The organism is Streptomyces sp. NPDC102437, assembly GCF_044765565.1.
Lineage (GTDB): Bacteria > Actinomycetota > Actinomycetes > Streptomycetales > Streptomycetaceae > Streptomyces.
The window spans coordinates 671,865-683,747 of record NZ_JBIWKI010000001.1; the positions used below are offsets into that span (position 1 = coordinate 671,865).

Genomic DNA, 11,883 nt, shown 5'->3' on the forward strand with positions numbered 1-11,883 from the left:
GCAACGACAGGGGCGCCGTCACTGGATCGAACGATGGTGCCGCACCTGTCGCACCGGGACCGTCAACTGCCGGCGCTGAGCTGCACCGGCTTTGTGACCGTCGCCGCCCCCCACACCTCTTGCGCCGGAGAAGCGGTGCCGTGTTGCCATCTGACAAGTCAGGGTCAGTTGGGTCGCAGAAGACGTGTGAACGGTGTGAAACGTGAATGAGGCCAGTGCGCAAGTGCGGCGCGGTATGGCCCATGTGACACGCCTCGTCCAGGCCCCGGAGAACCGGCCGTCGCCCGGGGACGTCGGGGCGTCGGGGCCAGGCCGGGTGTGCGTCGGGTGAGGGGTAGGTGTCGGGTGCGGTGACGGTGAGCTGCCGTATGCCTTGTTGGTGAGGGCGCAGGTGACCGCATCGCCGGCGGCGAGCGTCACCTCGTCCTCGGCGACCTGTACGTCATCGCCCCCGGAGTCCGTGCAGGCCCGGAGACTCTCTACAACTCGTCTCGGGATGCCGCCGTGTCGGCCTCCGTACGTTCGCGTCCCGAGGACAGCCGGCCGACGAGTTCTGCGGACCGGGTCCTGTATCGCGCCACTGATGTCATCTTGATCTTCTCGTAGCCGCGCACGGTGTCGGGCAGTGAGGCGATCTCGACAGCCAAGCCGTGGCAGTCCTCGTCGAGATTCCGGCAGACCTCGGTGATCGTGGCCTGGTACTCGACGACCAGGGCCCGTTCCGTACGCCGCACGCGTGCCGCTCCGAAGGGGTCCAGACGGGTGCCACGGAGCCGGCGCATCGCGGCGAGTGCTTGGAAGGCAGGTTTGAACCAGGGGCCGAGTTCGATCTTGCGAGTCATTCCGAGTGCCCGCAGTACGGGCGGATGGAGACGGTAGGAGATCCGCGCGCCGCCCCCGAAGCGGGCCTTCACCCCCCGCTCGACCTCCGGGTCGAGGGAGAGCCGGGCCACCTCGTACTCGTCCTTGTACGCCATCAGCTTGTGCAGGTGCCTGGCAACGGCCTCGGTGAGTGCGGTTGAGCCGGGGACGCTCTCGCCCTCTGCTTGACGTACCTGTTCGACGAAGCGTGCGTACCTCGTCGCGTAGGCAACGTTCTGGTAGGCGATGAGGTCCGGCACCCGGACCGCCAGGAGCCGGGCGAGTTCCGAGCCGGGGGCGGCCTCGACCAGTTCGAGGGTGCGCCGGGCCTCGGCGGACAGACCGCGCTCCGGCTTCGGTGCGTCGGCCCGCCCTTCCAGGAGGTCGGCGAAGGCCTCGGGGTCGGCGACGGCCTGGCGGCCGAGACGGAAGGCCTTGAGGTTGGCCTCGACCTTCACGCCGTTGAGGGTGATCGCCTCCTCGATGGCGCGAGCCGGCAGCGGCAGCCCGCCGGTCTGGTAGGCCGCGCCCGTGAGCAGAGATTGGCGAACTGGTCTTCGCCCAGAAGGTCGTTGGCGAGCCGGCGTGCGTCGAGGAAGACCGCGTTCCTGGACTCTGCCCGGATCCGTTCCTTGAGAGGTTCGGCAGGCGGGAACGAAACCTCCGGGTCGATCACCATCTGTCCGGTCGGGACCTCTGCCGTGGAGACGACCGCCACCGTTCGCGCCGGTGCGGCCGTCGTCAGTTGTCCGGGCTCGGCGGCGACGAGCAGGTCACAGCCGAGGTAGAGATCGCACTCGTCCAGGGCTGCTTTGGCGGCCTGATCGGTCGCCTCCTTGGTGATCTTGATGTCGGAGACCACCGCGCCGCCCTTCTGGGCCAGACCTGTCTGGTCGAGGGCCCGGACGTGCAGGCCCGCGAGTGAGGCCGCGGTGCTGAGGATCTGGGCGAGGGTGACCACACCGGAGCCTCCGACGCCGGTGATCCGGGTGGTGTGGGATGCCGGTACGACAGGCTCGGGATCGGGCAGAGCAGCGTCGTCCGGCATCGGGACGGGGGTGAAGGCGGGCTTTCCGCCGGCGGGGACAACGGTGAGGAACGAGGGGCAGTCCCCAGCCAGGCAGGCGTAGTCCTTGTTGCAGGAGGACTGGTCGATCCGGGTTTTGCGGCCGAACTCGGTGTCGACGGGCTGCACGGAGAGGCAGTTGGACTGCTGTCCGCAGTCGCCGCACCCTTCGCACACCCGCTCGTTGATCACCACCCGCTCGGTGGGTTCGGGCACAAGGCCGCGCTTGCGCTTGCGTCGGAGTTCCGTCGCGCATTCCTGGTCGTGGACGAGCAGGGTGACGCCGGGGGTCCGGGCGAGCACCTCCTGCGCCTCGGTCAGCCGGTCGCGGTGCCAGACGACGACGCACTTCGGAAGCGTGACCTTCCGGTAGCGCCTGACGTCCTCGGTTGTGACGATGATGCGCTTGACGCCCTCCGCCAGGAGGCCTTGGGCTATCGCGGGCACGGACATGACGCCGACGGGTTGCTGGCCGCCGGTCATCGCCACCGCCGAGTTGTGGAGCAGCTTGTAGGTGACGTTCACCCCGGCCGAGACCGCAGCGCGGATGGCGAGGCTGCCAGAGTGGTGGAAGGTACCGTCACCGAGGTTCTGGATCAGGTGGTCGCGTTCGAGGAACGGCTGCATGCCGATCCACTGGGCGCCCTCGCCTCCCATCTGCGTCATGCCGATCACGTCCCCGGCCTGGGCGGGGTCCATGAGCGTGACCATGGCGTGGCAGCCGATCCCGGCCCCGACAGCGGCGCCCTCGGGTGCCTTGGTCGAGAGGTTGTGGGGGCAGCCGGAGCAGAAGTAGGGGGTGCGGGTGAGCATGGGCAGAAGTGGCAGAGTCCTGCGTCGGGTCGTTGCCCGCGTTTTCTCCAACCAGCTCTGGACGGTGGGGAATACGCCCAGTTCGTCCAGACAGGGCGCGAGCCTTGCGGCGACGATGTCGGGATCGAGTTCTCCGTCGAGGGGAAACAGGGCCGAGCCGTCGGGTGTGCGCTTGCCGGAGACGGACGGCTGGTCGCCCCGGCAGTAGAGCAGGTCCTTGAGGGCGGTCTCGACGAGAGGCCGCTTCTCCTCCACGACGACGATGTGGCGCAGCCCCCTCGCGAACCGTTCGACGACCGTGGGTTCCAGAGGGTAAATCATTCCGAGATGCAGCAGTCGCACGCCGCGGCGCTCCAGTTCCGCGTCGTCGAGTCCGAGGATGCGCAGGGCCTGACGGAGGTCGAGGAAGGTCTTGCCCGCCGCGATGATGCCGATGCGGTCGTCGGGGCCCGTCCTGGTGATCCGGTTGAGGTTGTTGGCGGCGGCGTAGCGACGGGCGATCTCCAGGCGGGCGCCGTCCCGGCTGCGTTCCAGATCGCCGAGTGCCGGCTGCACCATCCGGCTGCCTACGGCGTGGCGGTACGGTACTCCGTCGACCGCGAGGTCCGGAACGACCGGTGACACCCGTCCGGCGCCCACGTCGACCGTGCCGGAACCGTCGGCTACGGCCGTCACGATCTTCAGCGCCACCCACAGTCCGGATGCCCGGGACATCGCCACGCCGTGCAGCCCGAAGTCGAGGGCTTCCTGCGGGTCGGAGGGGTAGAGCGTGGGGAGGCCGAGGTCGGCGAGGAGCAGTTCGGAGGCGCCGGGGACGGTCGACGACTTGGCGGCAGGGTCGTCGCCGACCAGAGCCAGTGCGCCGCCGTCCGGGTGGGTGCCCATCAGGTTGTTGTGCCGGATGGCGTCCGAGGCGCGGTCGAGGCCCGGGGACTTGCCGTACCAGATGGCCGTGACGCCGTCGACGCGCTTGTCCGGCTGTGCCGAGGCGAGTTGGGTGCCCTGGACGGCCGTCGCCGCGAGTTCCTCGTTGACGCCGGGGCGGAAGACGATGTCGTGCTCGTCGAGAAGGGGGCCGCACCGCGCGAGTTCCATGTCGTACCCGGCGAGTGGCGAACCCTCGTATCCGGAGACGAATCCCGCGGTGCCGCGGTGCTCGCGACGGTCGGCGCGACGGATGTCGAGCGGCAGGCGGGCGAGGGCCTGGATGCCGGTGAGGTGAAGGACGCCTTCTTCGCGTACGTATCGATCCTGAAGCGTGGGGCGGGAGCCGGTTGCTTTCTGAGGGGTCACCACTGTGTTCCTCCGGGTGGGGCATCTGTGGCCGTCGAGGCGGACGAGGAGTCGGCCCGGTACGGCAAGGGCGGGCGCTCGAAACGGCCGCGTCGGCAGGGGGCGGCCCTCGGTGCGCGTATCGGTTCTGGTCGCCGACGGTCGGCGCGGGCCGGCGCCGGTTCGCGGCACGGACCGAAAAGGCATGGACCGAAAAGGCATGGACCAGTCGTCGTCGGCCGGAACTTTGACATCCGTAAGGCGGGCGTAGCAGACCGAGGCCGTCGGACTCGGGCTTTCGGGCGGGGGCGCCGGAAAGCCGGAACGCCGCGGTGAAGGGGACGCCGAGCGAGGGGGCGATGGACCGGCGTACCGCCGTACGAGGCCGGGAGCGAGGGCCGGAAGAGCGCCGGGCACGCGGCCGGCGCCCCCACGCCCCCGCGCCTAGCCAGGGCCTGTCCGGCGGGTCATGGTCGGGGTCGCGGCGTCCGGCACGGCGCCTCGCGGCGTTGCTGAAACGTCCGAATAGCTCCGCTGTCAAGACGCTCCGGCGTTTTGCGATGCACCGCACCAGACGCTGCGCCCTGTCCGGCCCTGATCCGCCGGACAGGCCCTAGCTAGGCGGACTGCTCAGTGGCGTTGAGCAGGGTGGCGAGCGCGGAGGCAGGGGTTGATCCCTCGGCGCTGTGCCACGCGATGTGACCGTCCGGCCGGACGAGAAGGGCTCCGTCCTCGCCGATCCCGAGCAACTCGGGGCAGTGACCGTCCGGGCTGGTGACGTCCCGGCCGAACACGACAGTCCGCTTCGCCACGTCCTCCCCGGACTCCGCGAAGGCGTCGGCCCAGTCGGCTCCCTCGGGCCCCGTGATGAGGGTGAAGCCCGGTATGAGGAGGTCGTGCGTGGACACCCGATCCCCGTCACGTTCGATCCAGGCGTGCGGAAGTCGTGCTCCGGGGGTGGCGATCGGCGTGTAGTCGGTGGCCGGGAACGGGGCGCCGTCGCCGTGCCGGGCTGCTCCGTAGACGTATCCGATCTCTAGGTTGAGCGCGTCGAAGTGCGGGCGCTGTGGAGGAATGGCCTCTGCGATCCGTCGGCGTTCCGCCGCGGCGACTGCCGGGTCGGGGCTTTCGAGGCGGGCAGCGATCCTGGTCGTTTCGGGCCCTATCCCGACCTCGGCCATCTTGATGGCGTTGAGCATGCTGTGGCGGGCGTTGTCGACGGCGACGGGACGGCGTTCGCGCTCGTAACTGTCGAGCAGCGCGTCGGAAGCACCGTCCCTCAGCACGGCGGCCAGTTTCCAGCCGAGGTTGTCCGCGTCGGCGAGGCCGCTGTTCATCCCCAGGCCGCCTGTCGGTGGGAACTGGTGCGCCGCGTCCCCCACGAGGAACACACGGCCGCTGCAGTACGTCTCGGCGGTCCGGGCCGTCATGGTCCACGGCCCCACGGAGCGGATGTCCACGTCAAGTTCGGTGGTTCCGACGGCCTCCCGGACGATCTGGGCACACCGTTCGGGCGGGTAGTCCTGCGGCGTTTCGGCAGCCGGGTCGAAGCTCCGCTGGAAAGTCCACCGGTGAGCTCCGTCCATTCCGATGAGGAGTCCCGGGGAGGCACTGTTGATCAGCCAGATCAGCAGAGCGGGATCCTCTCTCATCCACGGGGACAGATCGGCGTGGAAGTAGATGTTCAGCTGGTGGCCGAGAACCGCGGAGCTGTCCATCGGGATGCCGAGCGTGTCGCGCAAGCCGCCGGTCGCCCCGTCCGCCGCCACTGCATAACAGCTGCGCAGTGTCTGTCGCCCGTCCACGCCCTGCACGGTGACGTCGACGCGATCGCCGAGGTCCGTCACCTCCACGACGGTGGTGCCGTAGCGGACGGTGGCCATGCCCTGGGCGAGGACCGCGTCGAGGAGGTGTTGCTGTACACGGTCCTGGGCGCACGAGATGAGCTGCTCGGCGGAGGCCTGGATCCGGCGCAGGAGCTGGTCCTCCGGGCCTTCGACGAGGCCGATCCGGCCCAGTGGTTCCCCGGCGAGGGTCTGCTTCCACAGGATGGTGTTGGCCCAGGCCGGGTCGACCGCGTCCGCGCGGACGGCGTCGGCGATGCCCCAGGTGCGGAACAGTTCCATGGACCTGGTGTTGACGATATGGGCCCGGGGGTGCGGATTGATCCCGTCGTACTGCTCGAAGACCACGCTGCGGACGCCGTGCCGGCCCAGGACGAGCGCGGTGGCGAGCCCCACAGGGCCGGCCCCGATGATGACGACCGGGGCGTCGATGTCGGTCATGCGCGCCTGACCAGTTCGGCGAAGGACTCACCCGCATCGAAGCGGCGCACCAGGTCGTCGGGATCGAACGCAACCCCGATCGGATTGGTTTCGAAGGCTCCGGACCGGAACCACTCGTCGAGGGCTTCGTCGGTGGCGAAGTTGTCGATCTGGAGCTCGATGTGATTGCCGTCGGGGTCCTCGAAGTACATCGAGGTGGTCGGCCCGTGGTTGATGCACCAGAAGGGCAGGATGCCGTCCTTCTTCAGCCGCTGGTACGTGCCCAGCAGATCTCCGAGCGTGGTGTAGGTGAAGGCCGCGTGGTGCAGACCGGTGTGCGCATCCGTCGGACGCTCCGATGCTCCGGTGGCGACCAGTGCGACACGGTGGTGCTCGTCGTCGTAGGTCAGGAAGGCGAGGGCCTCGTTGGCGAAGGTGACGCGGCCTTCGAGAACGCGTACGTACCAGTCGGTCATGGGCGACAGACGACCGGTGCGCAGGACGATGTGGGCAAGTTTGCCTGGAGAAGCCATGAACGGCGACCTCCTGATCGAGGGCACGACAGCCATCTTGGCTGCCATACAAGAGAAACTTAGCCAGTCTCTTGTATGACAGTCAAGAGATCGGCCTCAGCGTGCCCCCGCAACGGCCACCAGCGCCTCCATGAGGAGGTCGATGAACTCCTCGGTCGGCCGGTCCAGCCCTCGGGCGCTGAGCAGCAGCCCCTCGAAGAGCACATGCGCCATGTCCGCCACGGGTGCCACATCGACCCCCTCGTGCAGCCGGTTCGCGACAGCCGCGAGAAGGCACCCCTCCAGCCATTCCCGCATGCGGGAATAGACGTCGGCGAGGGCGGGCGACTCGTCCATGCGGTCGTACGCCTCCCGGTGCAGTCCGCGGTACGCCTCCAGGTCGGCAAGGAACGCCACCAGCTGCCGCTGCGGATCCCCTCCGATCGCCGGATCCGTCTCCACGCGCTCCCGCTCACGCAGGAAGAGGCGGTCCAGCGCGGCGGCGAACAGGTCGTCCTTGGTCGGGAAGTACCAGCGCACAGCGTTGGCCGCGACGCCGGCCGCCTTGCCGACCTCGGTCAGGCTGGTCCCTTTGTATCCCTTGACGGCGAAGAGCTCCCACGCGCTGTCGACCAGGACGGCCTCGCGCTCGGCTTTCGGGATCTGTTGACGGTTCCTTGGCATAGCAACCCAGCCTAGGCGGCGTGTCCCCACCCCCGGCCGCTGCGTCCGGGAACAACAGTTCCGCACTCGAGGAACTCTTGACTCCGAAACAAGAACACTCTTGGCTTTGGAGCAAGAGAATGTGTCACCAACACGCAGGAGTCCGTGATGCGTCTGTACAGCACAGCCCTGGGCATCGCCAGGGAAGAGAGCCCCGGCGTGCTCTCCGTACTCGACCTGCCCTTCGCCGACCTGGGCGCCCTCCTGTACGGACCGGGTATCGACGCCGCACGCGAGGCGGCGGTCGTCCGGCGGGTCGCCCTCGACGAGGTCCGGGTGCACGCCCCCGTACCCCGGCCCGGAAAGATTCTGATCGTGGGCCTCAACTACCGCAGCCACGCGGCGGAGGCCCTGGAGATGTTCGCCGCGATGGGGCGGCCCGACATCACCCTGCCCACTGAGCCGAATTTCCAGCTGGTCGCCGGATCCGCGGTCACCGCACCGGGCGACGACATCCACCTGCCGGCCGTCGCAGCCGACGAGGTCGACTACGAGGGCGAGGTGGCCGTGGTGATCGGTCGGCCCGCGAGTGCCGTCTCCGTTGCCGAGGCTGCGAGCCACATCGCCGGCCTGACCATCGCCAACGACGTCTCCGCGCGCGACATCCAGCAGCGCGCGATGTCAGGCGACCCGACCGCGTCCATCGGCGTGGCCAAGAGCTTCGACACATTCAAACCGCTCGGTCCCTGCCTGGTCACCCGGACGAGTTCAGCGAGCCGCTCGACCTGCGGCTGCGCACCCGGGTCAACGGTGACGTACGCCAGAACGACCGCACCAGCAACTTCATCCACGGCGTGGCCGAGCTGATTTCCTACCTCTCCCGCTATCAGACCCTCGAACCCGGAGACGTGATCCTCACCGGAACACCTCGCGGCGCCGGCGTGTTCTCCGGTCGCCATCTACGCCCCGGCGATGTCGTCGAGGTCGAGGTCGAGCACATCGGGACGCTCCGCAGCCGTGTGAGGGCCGCCCCCGAAGGGGCGAGTGCGGGCGCATGACAGCCGGGACGCGCCGCACGCCGGGCGCTCACGATGCGCACCGGAACTGCAAATCAGTCCACTTTCCTCGGATTGGACTTGGTCTGGCTGTGATTGGCGCCGATATGGTCGCGGGATGCGTATCCACGTCGTAGACGCCTTCACCGACCGGCCTTTCGCAGGCAACCCTGCAGGCGTGTGCCTGCTCGATGCCGGAGAGTGGCCGGCAGTTGCCTGGATGCAGCAGGTAGCCGCCGAGATGAATCACTCGGAGACCGCATTCGTGCGGCCGCTCCCCGGCGACGAGAGCGCCGACTGGGAGATTCGCTGGTTCGCCCCTCTTGTCGAGACCAATCTGTGCGGCCATGCCACATTGGCCACGGCGCACACGCTGCGGCGGGAGCGAGGGGGTGTCGGCGCGCTGCGGTTCCGTAGCCGGTTCAGCGGCATCCTTACCGCGCATGCACACGAGGACGGCAGCATCACCCTGGACTTTCCGGCCGCGCCCGGCACCGAGGTCCCGGTGCCGACAGGCCTGTCGGAGGCTCTGGGGGTGAAGCCGGAGGCCGCCTTCCGTACCGGTGCGCTCGGTGACCTGCTGACCGTCCTGCCCGACGAGGCCACCGTCCGGGCCGTGACCCCCGACCTCGAGGCGATAGCCGACCTGACCCGCCGTGAAGGCCTGCGCGGCGTCATCATCACGGCCCCGGCCTCCGGGTCCGGCCTGGAATACGATTTCGTCTCCCGCTTCTTCTCACCCGCCGAGGGCATCCTCGAGGATCCGGTCACAGGCAGCGCCCACACTGCCCTGGCCCCTTACTGGTCGGCGCGGATCGGCCGCAGCGGGCTCACCGGCCTGCAGCTATCCGCGCGCACTGGGCTTGTCAGGACTGCCGTGCGCGGTGACCGCGTTCATCTCACCGGGTATGCGGTCACCATCCTCGACGGAACCCTGCACGCCTGACCGGCCGATTCCAAGGGATCGGCCACATGTTCACCCGCCGGGCTGCGGCGGGCTGGTCGGTGAAGAAGGGGGGTAGCGCCAGACGGGATACAGCTCGCCCTGATCACCCCAGGTGGCGGGTTCGGCCAGGTCACGGACCCGGCGCACGATCAGCCGGGGAGTGACCCGCTCCGCTCTCTTCCGGCTCGCGAAAGCGGTGTATGCGGGTATCTCGGCGACTTCGGCATCGGAGATGAGGTCGCCGGTCTCGGGGTCGGCGTCGGGGGCGGGGCCGGGCACTGCGGTGGCGTAACTGATTGTTGCCAGGCGTCGTTGGGGATGCTGTCCGCGCCCGCGGCCATGCCGCCCACGATGCCGGCGACCTTGGCGTCCGCTCCGGCGCCCGCGCCGTTCTTCGCCTCGCTCGGCTTAATCTTCTGCGTCACAAGCCGCGAAAGCCCGCACCTCTCGGCCAGTCGCCACCGGGACCAGCCCGGCATGCGCGATCAGATTCGGTCATCGAACACAGCGGACACCGCACGTGGCGGCGTGGAAGACCGCATCCCGGAGATGTACCTCCGAACTGGTTGAACAGAAGCCCAGAGAACACCTGTTTTCCCAGTTCAGAGTGCATCTCCACTTTTAGGAACTGGACGAACCGTCACCCGGTGGGTCGAGGCTCGGTGTCAGGCAACGTTCGCGGCGTTGCCTGAGGAACTCTGTCGCGGCTCCGTGCAGTGAGCTCTTTGGTCATGAAGACGCGGTTGGTGCCCGGCGGATCGCAGGGGACCTCTCCCAAGCGCTCCCACCCTTGTTTCCGATAGAAGTCGGGGGCCTGAAACGTGATCGTGTAGAGCACGGCCGCGCGGCAGCCGCGGGCGCGAGCCTCGTCCTCGGCCTGCCAAAGTATCTCCGCGCCCAGCCCGCTGCCACGCAACTCGGGCGGGAGGAAGAAGAGGTCGACGAAGAACAGCCCGAGCGAGGTGCGCCCGGTGAGTCCGCCGATCACCTGGCGCGTCTCGAGATCACGGACGAGGATGGCGAGCGGTCTGCGGTCGTCGACTCCCGTCTTCTCGATGTTGAACCGGTCCAGCCCGTCGGAGATCACCATGGCGTCCGCAGGCATTGGGGCATCGGTGGCAACGAGCTCCGTCCGGGGTTCGTGACGCGGCGGCACGCCGGCGGTGGCGTTGGATGCGGGCATTGTTCCTCCAGAGTGTGAGCGGCGGCATGCGCCCGGTGCAGCTGCAGGGCGTGCTGGCGTTCCCTGCGCATCCGTCGACGCTAAGGCGTGGACGCTTCGACGGCCGCCGAACCGAGGACGGCGACAATGGGGGATATGGACATTGAGCGCGCAGGCCAGGATGTGGGTGTGGACCTGGCGGCCGTGGCCAGGCTGCTGGCTGACGGGACCCGGGCTACCTTCTGTCTGGCGCTGCTCGACGGCCGGGCGTGGACGGCGAGCGAGCTCGCACGTCATGCCAGGGTCGCGCCCTCTACCGCGACATCGCACCTGAACCTGCTCGTCACCGGCGGACTCCTCGTCGAGGAGCGGCATGGTCGCCACCGCTACCTTCGGGTGGCCGACCGGCGGGTGATCGAGCTGATCGAGAGCCTTGCCGAGCTGGCCCCGCAGCAGGCCGCCCGACCGCGATCGTTGTCGGCTTCCGGCCGCCGGCGGGCACTCGCAACTGCCCGGCTTTGCTACGACCACCTGGCTGGATCCGTTGCGCTGGCGATCACTGACGCGATGGTCGCGCGCGGGCTGTTGGCATGGGGGCCCGAGCCGGGTCTGACCGATGAGGGAACGGCCTGGCTGGCCGAGGTCGGTATCACCGTTGCGAGTTGCTCGCGCCGGCCGCTGGTGCGTGCGTGCCTGGACTGGACCGAGCGCCGCCCCCACCTGGCCGGGGCCCTGGGCGCCGCCCTGTGCAGCCACGCACTCACCGCCGGCTGGGTCACGCGGATCGGCACGACGCGCGCGCTCGCCGTGACCGCTACCGGCTGCCGGGCGTTCCACGACCACCTGGGCCTGCAACTGGCCGGCTCAAGCTCCCTGGGCGGCCGTCGGTAACGCAGACGCTGGCGGGGCGCGAAACCCTGGTATCCGTCCCGGGAGACACACTCGGCAGGAGTTCTCCGCCCGCCGTACACCATGAAGCCACGGCGATACACGGCGTCGGCGGCAGTACCTCCCCGCGCCCGGCCGGGGCGCCCCGCCTCATCTCTCGGGCGCGGCAGAGATGGCAGAGCCTTGCTGTGCGCGGGCGTGCATGCGGCTGAGGGACGGGAAACCAGCGCGTCGGGCGAGCGTGGCTGTCAGCAAGGAGGCGGTGAGCAGGGCGGAGGCCGTCCACGGCAGTGCCCCCGAGTCGGCGCCGTCCAGGACGACGCCGCCGAGCAGGGAGCCGCCGGCCATGCCGATGTTCCAGCCGGTGACCCAGAGGGAGTT

9 protein-coding genes and 2 pseudogenes are annotated in these 11,883 nt (G+C 69.1%); 3 read left to right on the forward strand and 8 right to left on the reverse strand.

The genetic code is table 11. The features are described from left to right. Nucleotides 1–479 precede the first annotated feature (479 nt). The 5 genes from ACIRJP_RS02940 to ACIRJP_RS02960 form a co-directional block, all read right to left on the reverse strand. A complete protein-coding gene (locus ACIRJP_RS02940; protein WP_404167499.1) occupies nt 480–1,319 on the reverse strand; it encodes a DUF6537 domain-containing protein in 840 nt (279 codons plus the stop codon). Next, nucleotides 1,316–4,033 (reverse strand): indolepyruvate ferredoxin oxidoreductase family protein, encoded by a 2,718-nt coding sequence (locus ACIRJP_RS02945; protein WP_404167501.1) that lies wholly within the window; start codon nt 4,031–4,033, stop codon nt 1,316–1,318. Before ACIRJP_RS02945 ends, ACIRJP_RS02940 begins: the two co-directional genes overlap by 4 nt. 596 nt (nt 4,034–4,629) lie before the next feature. Continuing rightward, a complete protein-coding gene (locus ACIRJP_RS02950) occupies nt 4,630–6,297 on the reverse strand; it encodes an FAD-dependent monooxygenase (RefSeq protein ID WP_404167503.1) in 1,668 nt (555 codons plus the stop codon). After that, a complete protein-coding gene (locus tag ACIRJP_RS02955; RefSeq protein ID WP_404167505.1) occupies nt 6,294–6,809 on the reverse strand; it encodes a VOC family protein in 516 nt (171 codons plus the stop codon). Before ACIRJP_RS02955 ends, ACIRJP_RS02950 begins: the two co-directional genes overlap by 4 nt. A 96-nt stretch (nt 6,810–6,905) precedes the next feature. Next, nucleotides 6,906–7,472 carry a TetR/AcrR family transcriptional regulator gene (locus ACIRJP_RS02960; RefSeq protein WP_404167507.1) on the reverse strand — a complete coding sequence of 189 codons (567 nt, stop codon included), beginning with the start codon at nt 7,470–7,472 and terminating at the stop codon, nt 6,906–6,908. A 396-nt stretch (nt 7,473–7,868) separates the two neighbouring features. On the opposite strand from ACIRJP_RS02960, the pseudogene ACIRJP_RS02965 reads away from it, so the two are divergent. After that, nucleotides 7,869–8,509 (forward strand): annotated as a pseudogene (locus tag ACIRJP_RS02965) (fumarylacetoacetate hydrolase family protein). A 115-nt stretch (nt 8,510–8,624) separates the two neighbouring features. Beyond that, nucleotides 8,625–9,452, forward strand: a complete 828-nt coding sequence (locus tag ACIRJP_RS02970; protein WP_404167509.1) for a PhzF family phenazine biosynthesis protein — start codon at nt 8,625–8,627, stop codon at nt 9,450–9,452. A 55-nt stretch (nt 9,453–9,507) separates the two neighbouring features. On the opposite strand, the pseudogene ACIRJP_RS02975 reads toward ACIRJP_RS02970, so the two are convergent. Together ACIRJP_RS02975 and ACIRJP_RS02980 are read right to left on the reverse strand one after the other, a co-directional pair. Next, nucleotides 9,508–9,737, reverse strand: a pseudogene (locus tag ACIRJP_RS02975) (IS1380 family transposase); the annotation flags it as partial. A gap of 355 nt (nt 9,738–10,092) precedes the next feature. Next, nucleotides 10,093–10,635: a GNAT family N-acetyltransferase gene (locus ACIRJP_RS02980; protein ID WP_404167511.1), complete on the reverse strand. Its 543-nt coding sequence runs from the start codon at nt 10,633–10,635 to the stop codon at nt 10,093–10,095. 126 nt (nt 10,636–10,761) lie between these two features. On the opposite strand from ACIRJP_RS02980, the gene ACIRJP_RS02985 reads away from it, so the two are divergent. Further along, the gene (locus ACIRJP_RS02985) at nt 10,762–11,505 is read left to right on the forward strand and encodes an ArsR/SmtB family transcription factor (protein ID WP_404167513.1); all 744 of its coding nucleotides are present in this window, start codon (nt 10,762–10,764) and stop codon (nt 11,503–11,505) included. A 147-nt stretch (nt 11,506–11,652) separates the two neighbouring features. On the opposite strand, the gene ACIRJP_RS02990 is transcribed toward ACIRJP_RS02985, so the two are convergent. Next, nucleotides 11,653–11,850, reverse strand: coding sequence for a hypothetical protein (locus ACIRJP_RS02990; protein WP_404167515.1), 198 nt, complete (start codon nt 11,848–11,850; stop codon nt 11,653–11,655). Nucleotides 11,851–11,883 lie beyond the last annotated feature (33 nt).